Annotated in this window: 13 protein-coding genes; 7 read left to right on the top strand and 6 right to left on the bottom strand. The window is 41.1% G+C overall.

The features are described 5' to 3' along the window. Nucleotides 1–52: 52 nt before the first annotated feature. A complete protein-coding gene (locus ACF8D3_RS04745; RefSeq protein WP_278595933.1) occupies nt 53–511 on the bottom strand; it encodes a hypothetical protein in 459 nt (152 codons plus the stop codon). 605 nt (nt 512–1,116) lie between these two features. On the opposite strand from ACF8D3_RS04745, the gene katG reads away from it, so the two are divergent. From katG to ACF8D3_RS04730, 3 genes are all read left to right on the top strand, one after another. Then, entirely contained in the window at nt 1,117–3,321 is a 2,205-nt protein-coding gene (gene katG, locus ACF8D3_RS04740; RefSeq protein WP_061392228.1) for a catalase/peroxidase HPI, read from the top strand. Nucleotides 3,322–3,411: 90 nt separating this feature from the next. Beyond that, a complete protein-coding gene (locus tag ACF8D3_RS04735) occupies nt 3,412–3,852 on the top strand; it encodes a thiol-disulfide oxidoreductase DCC family protein (protein WP_392470450.1) in 441 nt (146 codons plus the stop codon). Then, nucleotides 3,849–4,253, top strand: coding sequence for a DoxX-like family protein (locus tag ACF8D3_RS04730; protein ID WP_004876638.1), 405 nt, complete (start codon nt 3,849–3,851; stop codon nt 4,251–4,253). Before ACF8D3_RS04735 ends, ACF8D3_RS04730 begins: the two co-directional genes overlap by 4 nt. Here the strand turns inward: ACF8D3_RS04730 and ACF8D3_RS04725 are convergent. Beyond that, complete coding sequence (locus ACF8D3_RS04725; protein ID WP_392470448.1) at nt 4,240–5,292, bottom strand: MBL fold metallo-hydrolase; 1,053 nt, start codon at nt 5,290–5,292, stop codon at nt 4,240–4,242. The two genes, ACF8D3_RS04730 and ACF8D3_RS04725, sit on opposite strands and share 14 nt — an antisense overlap. A gap of 389 nt (nt 5,293–5,681) precedes the next feature. Here ACF8D3_RS04725 and hcaR point away from each other — a divergent pair, with 389 nt between their 5' ends. Continuing rightward, a complete protein-coding gene (gene hcaR / locus ACF8D3_RS04720) occupies nt 5,682–6,590 on the top strand; it encodes a DNA-binding transcriptional regulator HcaR (protein WP_278396548.1) in 909 nt (302 codons plus the stop codon). A gap of 37 nt (nt 6,591–6,627) precedes the next feature. Here hcaR and ACF8D3_RS04715 read toward each other — a convergent pair whose 3' ends face one another. From ACF8D3_RS04715 to ACF8D3_RS04700, 4 genes are all read right to left on the bottom strand, one after another. Next, nucleotides 6,628–7,236 carry a glutathione S-transferase family protein gene (locus ACF8D3_RS04715; RefSeq protein ID WP_392470445.1) on the bottom strand — a complete coding sequence of 203 codons (609 nt, stop codon included), beginning with the start codon at nt 7,234–7,236 and terminating at the stop codon, nt 6,628–6,630. 51 nt (nt 7,237–7,287) lie between these two features. Next, nucleotides 7,288–7,986, bottom strand: a complete 699-nt coding sequence (locus tag ACF8D3_RS04710; protein ID WP_061392224.1) for a YafY family protein — start codon at nt 7,984–7,986, stop codon at nt 7,288–7,290. 123 nt (nt 7,987–8,109) lie between these two features. Next, a complete protein-coding gene (locus ACF8D3_RS04705; RefSeq protein ID WP_392470442.1) occupies nt 8,110–8,784 on the bottom strand; it encodes an HAD-IA family hydrolase in 675 nt (224 codons plus the stop codon). After that, nucleotides 8,781–9,713, bottom strand: a complete 933-nt coding sequence (locus ACF8D3_RS04700) for an RluA family pseudouridine synthase (RefSeq protein WP_392470440.1) — start codon at nt 9,711–9,713, stop codon at nt 8,781–8,783. The genes ACF8D3_RS04705 and ACF8D3_RS04700 overlap by 4 nt, the downstream gene beginning before the upstream one ends. Before the next feature lie 409 nt (nt 9,714–10,122). Here ACF8D3_RS04700 and ACF8D3_RS04695 point away from each other — a divergent pair, with 409 nt between their 5' ends. The 3 genes from ACF8D3_RS04695 (at nt 10,123) to ACF8D3_RS04685 (ending at nt 15,890) form a co-directional block, all read left to right on the top strand. Beyond that, a complete protein-coding gene (locus ACF8D3_RS04695; protein ID WP_227500146.1) occupies nt 10,123–10,341 on the top strand; it encodes a hypothetical protein in 219 nt (72 codons plus the stop codon). A gap of 161 nt (nt 10,342–10,502) precedes the next feature. Continuing rightward, complete coding sequence (locus tag ACF8D3_RS04690) at nt 10,503–13,856, top strand: Rne/Rng family ribonuclease (RefSeq protein ID WP_392470438.1); 3,354 nt, start codon at nt 10,503–10,505, stop codon at nt 13,854–13,856. Nucleotides 13,857–14,048: 192 nt separating this feature from the next. Continuing rightward, nucleotides 14,049–15,890: a long-chain-acyl-CoA synthetase gene (locus tag ACF8D3_RS04685; RefSeq protein ID WP_392470436.1), complete on the top strand. Its 1,842-nt coding sequence runs from the start codon at nt 14,049–14,051 to the stop codon at nt 15,888–15,890. The last annotated feature ends 109 nt before the right edge of the window (nt 15,891–15,999 follow it).

Genomic DNA, 15,999 nt, shown 5'->3' with positions numbered 1-15,999 from the left:
AAAGAGCGATTATTCTTAGAATATCGCTCTTTTTTATATCAGTATTTAAATTTTACTTAGTTTCACGTAAGTAGATTTGCTGCTTACTCCCATTCAATGTCACTCGTGGAAACTTACGATCATAATCAATCACAATTGCATCTTTACCTGAGAGATTCTTCATATCAGACTCCCATGTCACGTAATAAGTAACTTCCGCATCACTTCTTACTGGTGGTCGAATCAACTTCAGATGATCCGTAGGTAAGCTCAATTCAACACGAAAAGGGACTTGTGATACTTGAACTTTCTTTTGTTGAATCAGGGTTGCTGGGACATCCGCCATACGGCTTTCGACAGCATATAGACTTACTGTGCCCTGTTGTGGTTGAACGCTGTAATTTCCCTGCCCAACAAATTCTACCGTTACGGCGCTAGAGTGATTTGCTTTGATATGATCTGTTTGTGGCATAGAGCTACAACCCGTTAAAGCTGTCAAAGATAGACCAAGACTCAGTGCTATTTTTTTCATTTTTGAAATCTCTTCATTAATCAAACAAAAATACCATAACCAACTCCAAAAACTGCTCCACTTACACATCTTCAACTCAAAGCATCATCAACAATTAAAATATCAACTCAGCAGACTATTTGTAACGAATCACTTGAAATAATGGAATTAAGTTCCTTGCCCGATGAAAATAGCTGACTTTTACATAACAGCAACAGATGGGAGCCATTATTATTTTAAAAAAACAAATATTTTTAAAGCATTCTCGGCTTAGCTTCGACGGATACTCGACGAAAGTAAAATAATTCAATAATTCTTTATTTTTCATTATGTTTTATCTTTTTTTAACAATTTATACATCCACAACAACACAGTTCATGTTTAAGATTTATGCAACTTCAATCGAATAAAGCATTTAAGACATCAACTTTAATCCATTGGAAAAAAAGGTTTCATAAACCTAGAGTAAAAGTACAAAGAATGTGAACTGATTCATGTGAAACCAAATTTAGGCATCTCTTAACTCGATACCCAATTTGCAGGATGAATCACTAAAACATTCATAATTTTGAACGGTAAATAGTTGAAGTGACTTCGCTCACAAGTCATTTTGATGGAGAAAGATCATGAGCCAAGACGATAAAGTACAAGCAAATACAACGTCCTCAGGACAATGCCCTGTTCTCCACGGCGGCAATACGGAAATGAGCGGTGGCCCAATGGCATGGTGGCCGAATGCTTTAAACCTCGACATTTTACATCAACACGATAAAAAAACTGATCCAATGGATCCAGATTTTGACTATGCCAAAGCATTTGCTGAGCTTGACTTAGAAGCGGTTAAACAAGACCTACGTGAATTGATCAATACTAGCCAAGATTGGTGGCCAGCGGATTGGGGCAGTTATGTCGGGATGATGGTTCGTACCGCATGGCACCTTGCAGGAAGCTATCGTAAACAAGATGGTCGCGGTGGTGCAAATACAGGTAATCAACGTTTCGCGCCATTAAACAGCTGGCCTGATAACGTCAATACAGATAAAGGCCGCCGTTTGTTATGGCCAATCAAGAGAAAATACGGCAACAAAATTTCATGGGGCGATTTAATCGTACTCGCAGGTACAGTGGCATATGACGTTGCTGGATTAAAAACCTTTGGTTTCGCGGGCGGCCGTGTCGATATTTGGGCACCTGAAAAAGATGTGTACTGGGGCAGTGAGAAAAAATGGTTAGATGCAACTAAAAACCGTTATGACAACGATCAAGATCGTGCATCCCTTGAAAATCCGCTCGCAGCAGTACAAATGGGTCTAATCTATGTCAACCCAGAAGGTGTGGATGGTGTACCTGATCCATTGCGTACTGCACAAGATATGCGTACCACATTTGACCGTATGGGGATGGATGACGAAGAAACCGTTGCTTTAACTGCGGGTGGTCATACTGTTGGTAAAGCACATGGTAATGGTAAAGCAGAAAATTTAGGCGCTGATGTGGAAGGTGCTGATGTTGAATTCCAAGGCTTAGGTTGGCATAACTCAGAAGGCACAGGCAATGCTGGTAATACCATGGTCAGTGGTATCGAAGGTGCTTGGACGACTCATCCAACCAAATGGGATAATGAATTTTTCTACTTACTCTTCACTTACGACTGGGAATTGCGTAAAAGCCCTGCGGGTGCGCATCAATGGGAACCGATCAATATTAAAGAAGAAGATAAACCAGTTGATGCTCACAATCCGAATGTTCGCCGCAACCCGATCATGACTGATGCCGATATGGCACTTAAAATTGACCCAGAATACCGTAAGATTTCTGAACGTTTCTATCGTGACCCAGCCTATCTTGCAGAAGTTTTCTCGCGCGCTTGGTTCAAACTGACGCATCGTGATATGGGACCAAAAAGTCGTTATTTAGGTGCGGATGTACCAGCAGAAGATTTAATTTGGCAAGATCCGATTCCAACAGTAGATTACACCTTAACTGATGGTGAAGTCGCGGAACTCAAAGCGAAGTTACTTGCAAGTGGTCTATCGGCTAGCGACCTCATCACAACCGCTTGGGATAGTGCACGCACTTACCGTGGTTCGGATTTCCGTGGTGGTGCAAATGGTGCACGTATCCGCTTAGCGCCACAGAAAGACTGGGTAGCTAATGAACCTGAACGCTTACAAAAAGTCTTGGCAGTGTTGGAGTCAATCCAAGCCAGCTTAAGCAAGAAAGTAAGTATTGCTGATCTCATCGTACTTGGTGGTACAGCGGCTGTTGAACAAGCAGCACATAAAGCTGGAGTTCAAATTACCGTGCCATTTGCAGCAGGTCGTGGCGATGCAACTGCCGAACAAACAGATGTTTATTCATTTGAACCTTTAGAGCCGTTACATGATGGTTTCCGTAACTGGCAGAAACAACACTATGCAACGACACCAGAAGAGTTATTGCTAGATCAAGCTCAACTTTTGGGATTAACTGCACCTGAAATGACCGTTTTAGTTGGTGGCTTACGTGTACTTGGTGCGAACTATGGCGACAACCCTCAAGGTGTACTCACAGATCGTATTGGTGTGCTCAGCAACGACTTCTTCGTGAACTTGACAGATATGCAGTACAACTGGAAACCAACAGGTCGTAACAGCTACAACATCGTTGAGCGTGACAGCGGCACAGTAAAATGGACAGCAAGTCGTGTGGACTTAGTATTTGGTTCAAACTCCATTCTACGTGCTTATGCTGAAGTCTATGCACAAGATGACAACAAAGAGAAATTCGTAAAAGACTTTGTTAAAGCTTGGGTCAAAGTGATGAATGCAGATCGTTTTGATCTCGCCTAATCCATGTGATATTTTAAATGAAAGAAAATAAAGAACCCTCGTGGTTCTTTATTTTTATATAAAACGCAAAATATTAGTAGAAAAATAATCATGCCAAATCAAATCCAACAATTGATTCAAGAACACAACATGATCCTATTCGATGCGCAGTGTGTGCTCTGCTCCACTTGGGCTGACTTCATGATCAAACATAACCATCAAACTCAATTCAAATTAGTCTCTGTTCAGTCTCAACTAGGACAACAAATTCTTAGAAAATATCAATTTCCAACTGACCATTTTGAAACCATGATTTTGCTAGAAAAAGGTCAGCTTTATACCGAATCAACTGCTTTTTTGCGGATCATGCAGCGTCTCGATTTCCCTTATTCCATTTTAAAATACGGCAAACTGCTTCCAAAAAAGTTACGCGACTTTGCCTATCGTCGCATCGCATTAAATCGTTATCGGCTATTTGGCAAAACTGAGCACTGCTATGTTGTTGGTTCAGATGTGGAATCGCACTTTTTATTAGATGAGAAATTAAAATGAAGAATGCTGAAATGGCGCTTCATCGTATCTTAAAATTTTGTCAGTTGATGATTGCGCTACTTTGGATTTATCAAGGGTTATTTCCCAAATTCATCTTTCAAGTCGCTGATGAAAAGGTATTATGGCAGTTCATACATATCCCGACATCCTATATCACCGATATGATTGTTTTATCAGGGATTGCAGAAATTATTTTTGGAAGTCTATTCTTATTTATCAAACATCAGTATTTACATTATCTGAATTTATTGGGTTTGACCCTCTTATTGCTCTGCGTTCTATTGATTTATCCAGACAGGATTTATCAAGCATTCAATCCTGTCGTGATGAATTTGGGGTTAGGTAGTCTCTCAGTCATCGCACTTTGGTGCATTGATGCTCAAAAAATTAAGCCCGAATAAAATGACCTTCACGAATACAATAAAAAGGATTAACCAATTTTGAAGAAGACTTCATCGCTTGCTGTAGCTCATGCTCTGGCGCATCGCGCTCTTCATCCGTAAGCTGAAAAGTTCGATAATGAATCGCCAAGGAACGATGTGCGTGTAAATCCAAATGTGCATGGAACGCATCTTGTGGATTCATATGTACATAACGCATCAATTTTCGTGGCTCATACGCCCCGATTGGTAGTAGCGCAACTCGTGCATCTCCATAACGCTCGTGGATCTGTTTAAAGTGGCCTGCATAACCGGTATCACCTGCAAAGAAACAGTGTCCAGTTTTTGCCAATAACGAAAATCCCCCCCAAAGTGCTCGATTTTGATCTCGGATTCCACGTCCTGAGGCATGTTGCGCTGGTGTGTATGCAATCTTCAACTCATCATGGAACGGAATTTCCTGCCACCAATCCATTTCAATCACATGCAAATGTTTGGGCATATAGTGACTATTGCCTAAACCTGTGTAGATTGGCATCTCGAATTTTTCATGCAACCATTCTAAAGTCGCAAGATCCATATGATCGTAGTGATTGTGGCTCAATAGTACGCCATGAATCGTAGGTAAATGCTCAAGTGCGATTCCAGCAGGACAAGCACGCTGCGGCCCTTGCCCTTGTTTAGGACTCACATATTCACACCAAACTGGATCAGTCAAAAAGTTATATGGCCCAATTTGAATCAAGACTGTGGCATGACCAACAAACCAGATTTGCCAGTTATTGAGGTCTGCTTCGGGTCGATGTTGTGGAAGCTCCAACATATGGTTACGCATGTTCCATTCATGCGAACGGTCAACATTCCACGTATAAGATTTACGTGTCGCAAGCCAAGTCAGTAATCCTTTTCGATCAAAAGGCGTTAGACGCTTTTCCAAATTATAAAAGCGATCAACCCCACAATGATCAGATGTTTCATGTGGAAATGGAGGTTTCCCAAAAGTATGGCTCAAGCAAGATTGGGTCGGCAATTGATAGGTTAATGTCGGCTTATCTTTCATGTACTTCTTCTATAATGAAATCTGATCATCTTTAGCATCAATGAATAAGCTTAAAATGATAACGGACTATCACTCTAACTTTTTTCAAATCAATCTATTGTATGATTTTTGAGAGGGTTTGATTACAGTCAAACGATCAAATTTGATCCTAACATAACGTTTTTAGTTATGCTGATTTTCTTCACTTGAGTCAACACAAATTTAAGTTATTGCTAAGCTTCATCATCTAGATTGCTCCTATCGAATGCTTAATTTTTTAATACATTTTTTATATTTTAAAATGAAGCATATTGTATAAAAAAGAAGCTACTATATAATCCGCCACACAGAACGACTTTCGAATACCCATACTTTTAAAAATAACAGTAAGACATACTTGGATCAGTCTTATGGAATTACGACATTTACGCTATTTCATCACCGTTGCAGAAGAACTTAATTTTAGCAAAGCTGCAATCAAACTTCACACCGCTCAACCATCTTTGAGCCAGCAAATCAAAGATCTGGAAGATGATGTTGGTGTGCAGTTGTTTCATCGTACCAAACGCAAAGTAGAGCTGACCGAAGAGGGTCATGTATTTTTGGAACAAGCTCGCTTAACCTTAAATCAAGCAGATAAAGCGGTAACAATGGCTCGCCAAGTCGCAGCGGCAAAAGTACAGTTTCTTCGCATCGGTTTTGTGCCATCGGCTGAAATACGGATTTTTCCTTATATTATCCCTCGCTTGAGAGTCAAAATTCCTAAGCTTCAAATCCGAACACTTAACTTAAAAGAAAGCGATCAAATTAATGAATTAAAGAAAGGCGATTTAGACATTATTTTTATAAATCAAGACTTTCAAAATGATACCTTTGCAAGTCAGCTTGTCCTGAAAGAGCCTTTGATTTTTATGCTCCCCAAACGACATCCTCTAGCGAATGTAGATGAAATCACAACGGATCAACTCAACGGCTTAGACCTTACGATTCTTTCACACAAACTATCTCAGCCACTCGCAAAAACGATTTTGCAGTTTATCGATCAGCATCAAATTAAGTTCAAAACTATCCATGAAGCCAACGGTATTGCGGAAAGCATCGAAGCCGTGGATTCAGGGCAAAGTTGTGCTATTTTGCCATCATATATGCAAGCATTGGCAACCGAGAAGGTCGTAGTGAAAGCCTTAAATCATGCATTGCCTTGCTTAGATGTATTTATGAGCTTCAATAAAATCTCATCGAACGAAACGACTGAACAATTCTTAGAAGAAATTCGGCTCGTTTTTGATTTGGATCAATTTCCACTTTATGCCAGTTAAAAAAAGCCGACTTAGTCGGCTTTTGATTGATGATCACTTAAGCATTGCTAAAAACCGCAGCAAACTTTTGGAAACCTGGTCGTTTGGAAATATTTTCTAAATAACGTTCAATCGCTGGATGTGATTGCACTTCATTCATTTTTAACTGCCAAAATAACATTGCCGCTACCGAAACATCTGCTGCGGTAAATTGCTCACCACATAAATAAGGACTCGCCTCACCCACCCCCTGCACAAAAGCATTATAAGCATCTTCATAGTCACCATAACCGACAGACATTTTTTGCTCTGCTTTCACATCAATGCCCAGCATTTTATTGGTAGATGCAGCCTCCCAAGGACCAGAGATAAAGAATAACCAACGATAATACAACCCGCGTTTGGGATCATTTAATGCCGGTGCTAAGCCTTTCTCTGCAAATTTATCTGCTAAATAAGCACAAATTGCATCAAGCTCATACACCACCACATCGCCATCGACCAAAACAGGGACTTTGCCAAATGGATTGATTTTTAGATACTCAGGTGACTTCATTTCTGTCTGATAAGCCACCTCAATGCGTTCACACTCAACACCTAATTCAATCAGTAACCAGTCTACAACCACACCGCGAGACATATTATTGGTATAAAGTTTAAGTGCCATTTTGATATTTCCTTGTTTGTTGGTTTTATCTAAATTTAATGGCTGTGATTGTCAGTTTTTGTCAGTAGTCGCACGACAAACTTCTTGTGTCCACCATTGTTGAAATAATTGTTGTTTAAATTCTGGGTAAAGTTCTTGGCTGAGGCTCAATTGCTGGATGCGATCAATTCGAAAGTGCCTAAAACCATCACGCAGTTCACACCAAGCTGCAAGCACGATGCGATCATTAAAATAACCTAAAGCAAAAGGCCACAAAACTCTAGAGCTGATTCTTTGCTGTTCATCAGCGTAATCCACGGTGATTTTAACTTGTTGTCGAATCGCTAAACGAACTTGTTCCACCAGCATTTCATTGACAGGTAGCCATGCTGTAATTGATCTCAATGTGGTTTGCTCTAATAAATGCTGGCAGTGTTCAGGTAACACGGCATTTAACTTCGCAAGAACGGCTTTGGAAGCAGATTTTAAAGCTTGATCGGGAATATCATTTAGCCAATTTAATGCTAGGAAAATGGCCTCAATTTCGGTTTCATTCAAGGTCATTGGCGGCAACAAAAAATCTTCTTTAAGCTGAAAGCCTAAACCCGCCGCCGCATCAATATTCACACCTTGATCACGTAAGGTCTCAATATCTCTGTACACACTGCGCTGACTGATCTGCAATCGCTCTGCTAACACCTGTGCTGTGACTGGATAACGATATTCTCTTAAAAGTTGCAGCAGATTGAGCAAACGAATTGAACGTGACATGAAATTCCTATTGTTATTATTCAAAAGCTGAAAATGGAAGTTCCTCTCCATCGTTATTATTTTTAGGCTTGTTCCATCATAAATGACTTATAAAATGATGGAACAAGCTTCATATATAATCTACTAAGCCTCAGTTAACACTGTAGCTTGTATGCTTGTTTGTAAATAACGATGTAACTCAGACACATTATTTGCAATTGTTAAGGGTTGATACTGCTCTAAGGTTGCAATGCTATGCACACCATAGCTCACGCCAATACGTGGCATATTTAGATTTTGTGCCATTTCGAGGTCATAACTGGTATCCCCCACCATAATCGCACGATCAACAACCACATCTAATTCCGCTAAGATTTCCTGTAACATCAATGGATCAGGTTTCGACTTGGTTTCACTCGCAGCGCGAGTAATGTCAAAAATGTCATGGCTCTCCGTTTGACTTAACACTCGATCTAAACCTTTACGACTTTTCCCAGTAGCAACCGCAAGCTTTAAACCCTGCTGCTTAAGCTCAGTCAGTAATTCAGCCACACCTGCAAACCAAGCATCGCCTTTAGAATTGGCAACATAATGATCGGCATAGCATTGCAAAATCTCTTGCTGCAAATGTGGTACTTGCGGAAATAATGTTTGCATTACTTCAGGTAAACCTAGACCAATAATACTTTTAGCTGCTTCATCCGTAAGTGGTTGTTGAAATTGTTGTGCTGCATATTGCAGACTTGCCACAATTTGCCCAACCGAATCGAATAAGGTTCCATCCCAATCGAAAATCACCAGTTCGATTTTTTGACTCATTTCTGCTTTCTCAACTCATCGACCACTTGCTGCATATCATCAGGCATTGGTGCTTCAATCACAGGATAATTAGGGATTTCTAAACGCAATGCATGTAAGCATAAACGTCTTGCTTCTGCCCCTGTATAGGCACTGTTATGTCCATATTTATCGTCACCCACCAGTGGATGACCAATACTTAAACCATGCACACGAATTTGATGTGTACGTCCTGATAATGGTGAAGCATGTACTAAGGTTGCTGCCTTATAACGTTCAATGACTTTCCATTCCGTTTTACTTGGCTTACCTTCTTTGCTGACACGCACACGACGTTCGCCATTGGCCAGCTCATAACGCAACAGAGGTGCATCAATCAACTGCTGATCTAAGCTGACCTGACCTTTAACAATTGCAGCATAGGTTTTCTTAATTTTATGTTCACGAAGTAAATCTTGCAGTAATTTCAGCGTACTACGCTTTTTACTGATCATCACCAAACCAGAAGTATCACGGTCAATACGATGGATCAATTCTAAATACTTTTTCCCTGTCGCAGTGCGTAAAGCTTCAATCAAACCGTAAGCCACACCACTACCACCATGCACAGCAATGCCTGAAGGTTTGTTCACGACTAATAGACCTTCATCCTCATATACGACTCGACTGAGTAAGCTTTGTGCCACGCTATCACTCACAGGTGCAGCTGTTTCATCTTTTTGTTCATAACGAATTGGCGCGACACGAATTTGGTCACCAATACTTAAACGAGTCTCTGCTTTTATTCTTTTTTTATTAACACGTACTTGTCCTTCACGAATCAAACGATAGATTCGACTTTTGGGAACACCTTTTAATCGGGTAAATAAAAAGTTATCTATTCGCTGCCCGTCTTGATGCTCATCCACGTCAAACCAAGTGACACTTTGCCATTGTTGTGTAGAATTCATACGCTCGATTAATCCAAGATTTGCTAAATATGATTAAAAAATGATCATTTAGCTAAGTTATTTCACAAGAAACCTAAACTTAGCCCATAGGCAGATGCTGCAAGGTTTGGTATATTCAGCGCACGGATACCACCGTAAGTGAGCATCAAATCGGAAATTTTATTTTAGATAAAATTTTAAATCGAAGAGATATTCACCAACAACTCGGATAGGTCCTAAAGAATTATGCCGACGCCGAAGGCTTATTATATCGGCAAAATGGCAAACTGTTGCGTTTAATTGTGCATCTGCACATACAGTTTGTTCAGAAAAAATATGTCGCCAGCAATTTGCTGGTTATTAAACGTAAACTGATCCACATCAGACAATTTGCTCCCTGATGTCGCATTCAGGCTAAAGCGTTGATGCATTGGAACTGCCAGGCAGAGATACGATGATCATTCCGTATCGAGACTTCCAGATGGATCGACTTCAATGCTTAATGACAGTGAAAGTCACCATCCAATGCACCGCTCACCCGCCAGTGAAGCGTACAGGAAACTTTGGTTATGTCGGGTTGAGTGATATTTCACAGATGCAAAACATGGATGAAATATCAATTACCCTAAGATTGAAGCAATATTGCTAACATCGAAATAACGGTATCAAAGCCCAAACTGGATACTAACAGTCAGTGGTTTCAGAGCATCGTACATAAAGTTGCTTCTGAGTCTTGATCGCGCCAATTTGATGTTTGTTCAAACGTAATGAGCACGTTGTTTGTGTGCATCACTATTAGGTGTCACACCCATGAAACGTATGTTGATTAATGCAACTCACGCCGAAGAAGTTCGCGTTGCACTTATCACTGGTAATCGTCTTTACGATTTCGATTTAGAGAATCGTACTCGTGAACAAAAAAAATCAAATATCTATAAAGGCCATGTCACTCGCGTTGAACCATCTTTAGAAGCGGTTTTCGTTGAGTACGGCGCACAGCGTCAAGGCTTTTTATCAATGCGAGAAATCGCAAACTCATATTTCAAAGCTGATCCTCGTCAAACATCAAACATTCGTGAATTGATCACTGAAGGGACTGAGCTACTGGTTCAAGTTGAAAAAGAAGAACGTGGCAACAAAGGTGCTGCGCTTTCGACGTTCATTTCACTTGCTGGTCGTTATCTCGTTTTGATGCCAAACAATCCGAAAGGTGGCGGTATCAGCCGTCAAATTTCAGGTTCAGTACGCGAAGAGTTAAAAGAAATTTTAGCATCACTCAATGTTCCTCGTGGCATGAGTGTGATCGTTCGTACTGCTGGTATCGGTCGTACACAAGAAGAGTTACAACTCGACTTACAACATTTGTTAGACCTTTGGGCTCAAATTCAAAGTTCTGCAAGTTCTGGCCCTTCTCCGATGTTGGTTCATCAAGAAGCAGGTGTAGTGACACGTGCTATTCGTGATTACTTACGTGATGACGTTACAGAAATTTTAATTGACAGCGAGCAAGCCTATAACGAAGCTTATAACTTTGTAAAAGCAGTGATGCCTCGTCAGCTCGACAAATTAAAAACTTATACCTTGAATGAGCCTTTATTTGCTCATTTTGGCATCGAAAGTCAAATTCAAACGGCTTATGAACGTGAAGTAAAACTTCCTTCTGGTGGTTCAATCGTAATTGACCAAACAGAAGCACTGGTGTCTATCGATATTAACTCTGCGAAATCAACACGCGGACACGATGTTGAAGAGACTGCGTTAAATACCAACTTAGAAGCAGCCGAAGAAATCGCACGTCAACTTCGTTTACGTGATATTGGCGGTTTAGTCGTAATCGATTTCATCGATATGACCAAAGATCGTAACCAGCGTATGGTTGAAGCGAAACTTCGTGAAGCAACACAAAGTGATCGTGCACGTATCCAGTTTGGTCAACTTTCACGTTTTGGTCTCATGGAAATGAGCCGTCAACGTTTGCGTCCATCTTTGGAAGAAGCAACAGGTTATGTATGCCCACGCTGCCATGGTACAGGTATGGTTCGTGATTTACGTTCGTTGTCACTTTCAATTATGCGTAAAGTAGAAGAAATCGCGCTACGTGAGCGTCAAGGTGAAGTACAAGTTGAAGTGCCTGTTGAAATCGCTGCATTCTTATTGAATGAAAAGCGTCACAGCCTTGTTTACTTAGAACAAACTTCTAATGTACGTGTAACGGTACTTCCTCATCCGCATTTAGAAACGCCACACTACGAAATTCAATACAACCCAGCAGGCTTTGCGCCATCTAGCTATGAACGTACTGAAGCGACTCGTTCAAGCGAAAAAGAATTGGGATATGAATCTTCTGAATGGCATTTAGAAGATGCTGAGCATAACCACCCTGCATCTGCTCAAAACAATGCAGCACCACAAAAGAAAGCTGCTCAACAACAGCAAACAGCTCAGCCTAAACAAAACCAAGCGGCAGCTCAAAAATCAGCTAGCCCTTGTGCATGGTTAGAGAATTTGTTTGTTCAAAAACAAGCTCAAACGACTGACCAATCACGTTCTGCACAAAATGCAGCAGCAGCGATTGAGCAAATGATCAACAACGGCGCAGTAAGCCGTGGTCAATTTGGTCAAGTCAACACACCTGCAACAGTAGAAACTACTGCTCAAATAGGTAACAACAATGCTTACATGTCTCAAGCACCAGCGAAACAAGAAACGCGTGAGCAATTTGAAAAGGATGAAAAACCGCATCGTCCAAATCAAAACCAGAAAAAACGTAAGCACAAAGAGCAACGTGAACAGCATTCACAAGCACATGAACAACAAAATCAAGTTCATGAAGAAGTTGTTCAGCTTTCACGCCAAGAACAGCGTCAAGAGCAACGTGAATTAAAACGTCAGCAAAAACGCCAACAGCAGCACGAACCGCAAAACCAGCAACAGCATCATGAAGCTGCAAACGGTAATGATACTGCGCCAGTGCCACGTCGTGATCGCAATAATCAGCAACGACCAAATCGTCCACACCGTCATCGCGATCAAAGTGTCTTAAATGAGACGCCTGCTCAAGCAGAATCAACAAACAATCCTCAACAAGTAAAAGTTGATGTTGTTGATGCACCACGTGCAGAGTCAATGAACACTGCCTTGATCGTGAATATTGACCAAGGTCAAAGTGAAATTGTGGCAATTAACCCACAACAACCAGCTGTGGAAAAAGCTGCACCAAAAGCTGAGTCCGTTGCTCCTGCCGTAGTCGAGACCGTTGAGACTGCACCTGTTCAAGAAGAACAAGTTGTCGTTGAAACAACGCCTGCTCCTGAAGAAGCACAAGCACCTGCAAAACGTGCAAGTAACGATCCTCGCTCTCGTCGCCGTCAACGTGGCGCTCAAACTGAGCAAAAAGCCGCTGCGAAAGTTGCGCCGTCGCAAATTCCTACGCTGGGTCAATACACACTTGGTAGCTTGATTCGTCATGTCTATGGTGAAGATTGCACAATTTTGATTGAGCAATTTGGTCTTGTTACAACCTTCAACCGTGCTTTACAAAAGTTCTCTGAACAATATGCAAGTACGCTAGTTGCTGAAACAACAGTAGCTGAAGAAAAACGTCCTGTAACTCGTGATGCTGAGCTTCCTAGTCAAAAACCGACTGAGGACGTTGAACCTGCACCAGTGCTTGCATTAACACCTCCTGAAGCGCCAGCTGCTCGTGTTGCGAATGATCCACGCGAACGTCGTCGTTTGGCAAAACTCGCTGCGGAACAAGCCAAAGAAGCTCATATCGCTTCAAATGCTACACCTGCAACAGTCGAAAGCACTGAGGCTAAGGAAGAAGCACCTGCGCCAGTAGTAGCTGAAACTGAAGTAGTTGCAGAGCCAGCAGCACCAGAGCAACAGCCTCTTGAGTTAGCAACAACTGATGCTGAAAAAGCACCAGAAACTGAGGTTGCAACAACGAAAGAAGAGACGGCTAAAGAAGCCGTTGTCGTTGAAGAAACTTTGGTTGTGGAAGCAGCACCCAAAAAAGTAAAAGCTGAAGAGAAATCTGAAGCCGTTACTGAAAAGGTGGATGCTGAAGACGAAGCTGCTCAAATCGAGAAAGAAAAATCGAGCCGCCCTCGCCGCCCGCGTGGTCGTCCACCGAAAAAGAGCACCGCTAGCAATGAGTAATTTGCTAAATTGCACACAATAAGCAAAAGCCTAGTCATTTCGATGACTAGGCTTTTTTGTTATTTTGTCAAATTAGGTTGATTGCTCTAGGGACTTACCATTAAAAACAGCATCAACAACAATGATGTTAAATGGTTGTGTTCTATACAGATAGCCATTTTTTGGATTGATCGAAAAATAAATAGGATTGATATGAGCCAAACTACGCAGACCGATATTATTACTCTTGGTGATGTCGCAACTCGACTTCCAAACTTCATCACTAAAGTACCTCATATCCTGAATGGTCTTAAACAAGCATACTTGCGAACACCAACTTCTCCAGCGGGTTTGGGGATTGCCTTTGAAAAAGCTGTAAAACGTAATCCACAAGGTATCGCACTGTTATTTGAAGATCAAAGCTACAGCTATCAAGCGTTAAATGAATGGGCAAACCAAATTGCGCATTACTATTTATCTATTGGTGCTAAAAAAGGTGATGTTGTTGCAGTGATGGTTGAGAACCGTCCTGAACTAATTGCATCAATCGTGGCTTTAGCCAAAATCGGCGTCACGATCGCATTAGTCAACACATCACAAGTTGGTAAAGTACTCGCTCACAGTATTAACTTGGTTAATCCAATTGCAGTCATTGCGGGTGAAGAAGTTCGGGCAGCAATTGATGAAACTCGTGCAGACTTAAATATTGCTCAGGATCGTTTCCATTGGTTTGCAGATCAAGAAACCCGTAAAAATGCGGGTACTGCCCCTCAAGGCTATATCAACCTTGCTCAACAAATTGATCAATTTCCAAAGTTCAATCCATCAACCACGCGTACGGTTACGGGTAAAGATGGCTTATTCTATATTTACACCTCTGGTACGACAGGCTTACCAAAAGCAGTGATCTTTACGCACAGCCGTTGGACATTGGCATATGGAACTTATGGCCATATCTTGAATCTAGGTAAAGATGATGTGATGTATGTAACACTACCGCTTTATCATGCAACAGGTGTTGTTGTGTGTTGGTGTGGTGTGATTGCAGGCAGCGCAACACTTGCGGTACGTCGTAAATATTCGACTAGCGGCTTCTGGAAAGATGTTCAAAAATTCAATGCTTCTGCGATTGGTTATGTAGGCGAACTCTGCCGTTACTTAATTGATGCACCAGAAACAGAATTAGATCGTGCTCACCGTGTAACCAAAATGATTGGTAACGGTATGCGTCCAAATATCTGGGGCAAATTCAAAGATCGTTTTGGTGTTCAAGAAGTCCTCGAACTTTATGCATCAAGCGAAGGTAACGTTGGCTTCAGTAATATTTTCAACTTTGATAATACTGTAGGTTTTTCTCCAACCCCTTATGCAATCGTTGAATTTGATAAAGAGAAAAATGAACTTGTACGTGACAAAAAAGGTTACTGCAAGAAAGTAAAAACAGGCGAAGTTGGTTTACTTATCGGTAAGATCACTAGCCGTTCTCCTTTTGATGGCTATACAGACCCTGAGAAAAACAAATCTGTGATTTTGAAAGATGTATTCACCAAAGGTGACTCATATTTCAATACAGGTGATTTGGTTCGTGATATCGGTTTCCGCCATGCACAATTTGTAGATCGTCTTGGCGACACTTTCCGTTGGAAAGGTGAAAACGTTTCTACAACCGAAGTTGAAAACATGGTTTGTGAATATGACAAGATCGCTGAGGCTGTCGTATACGGTGTAGAAATCCCAAATACCAATGGTCGTGCTGGTATGGCAGCAATCACGCTTGTTGACGGTGTAGAGCTCAATGAAACAGATCTAGCAGAGATGGTGAACGTATTTAAAAAATGCTTACCGTCATACGCAATTCCTATTTTCTTACGCATACAAGCAAAAGTTGAAACGACAGGTACATTCAAATACCAAAAGAATAAACTCAAAGAAGAAGCGTTTAATCCAAGCAAAACTTCTGAACGTTTATTAGTTTTATTACCTGGTGCAACAAGTTATTGTGATGTAAGTACTGAGATTTTTGACAATATTCAAAGTTATCAATACCGTTTCTAGTTTATTTTTTAGCTAAACAAGAGGAAATCGTGCTTTTTATAAACAATCATGCACATGTTTTTAAATTTCCTCTTGTGTTAGCTGAATAAGTTGCTAGAATACGCAACAT

This window comes from Acinetobacter sp. YQ_14, from assembly GCF_043102985.1.
GTDB classification, from domain to species: domain Bacteria; phylum Pseudomonadota; class Gammaproteobacteria; order Pseudomonadales; family Moraxellaceae; genus Acinetobacter; species Acinetobacter venetianus.
The sequence above is the reverse complement of the archived record's forward strand: the minus strand, read 5'-3'. Positions and strand labels throughout refer to the sequence as shown.

Bases quoted from the DNA above. Each gene is read 5' to 3' on its own strand.
- ACF8D3_RS04690 (WP_392470438.1), top strand. From the start codon at position 10,503: ATGAAACGTATGTTGATTAATGCAACTCACGCCGAAGAAGTTCGCGTT.
- ACF8D3_RS04685 (WP_392470436.1), top strand. From the start codon at position 14,049: ATGAGCCAAACTACGCAGACCGATATTATTACTCTTGGTGATGTCGCA.
- ACF8D3_RS04735 (WP_392470450.1), top strand. From the start codon at position 3,412: ATGCCAAATCAAATCCAACAATTGATTCAAGAACACAACATGATCCTA.
- ACF8D3_RS04715 (WP_392470445.1), bottom strand. From the start codon at position 7,236: ATGGCACTTAAACTTTATACCAATAATATGTCTCGCGGTGTGGTTGTA.
- hcaR (WP_278396548.1), top strand. From the start codon at position 5,682: ATGGAATTACGACATTTACGCTATTTCATCACCGTTGCAGAAGAACTT.
- ACF8D3_RS04745 (WP_278595933.1), bottom strand. From the start codon at position 511: ATGAAAAAAATAGCACTGAGTCTTGGTCTATCTTTGACAGCTTTAACG.
- katG (WP_061392228.1), top strand. From the start codon at position 1,117: ATGAGCCAAGACGATAAAGTACAAGCAAATACAACGTCCTCAGGACAA.
- ACF8D3_RS04730 (WP_004876638.1), top strand. From the start codon at position 3,849: ATGAAGAATGCTGAAATGGCGCTTCATCGTATCTTAAAATTTTGTCAG.
- ACF8D3_RS04700 (WP_392470440.1), bottom strand. From the start codon at position 9,713: ATGAATTCTACACAACAATGGCAAAGTGTCACTTGGTTTGACGTGGAT.
- ACF8D3_RS04705 (WP_392470442.1), bottom strand. From the start codon at position 8,784: ATGAGTCAAAAAATCGAACTGGTGATTTTCGATTGGGATGGAACCTTA.
- ACF8D3_RS04710 (WP_061392224.1), bottom strand. From the start codon at position 7,986: ATGTCACGTTCAATTCGTTTGCTCAATCTGCTGCAACTTTTAAGAGAA.
- ACF8D3_RS04725 (WP_392470448.1), bottom strand. From the start codon at position 5,292: ATGAAAGATAAGCCGACATTAACCTATCAATTGCCGACCCAATCTTGC.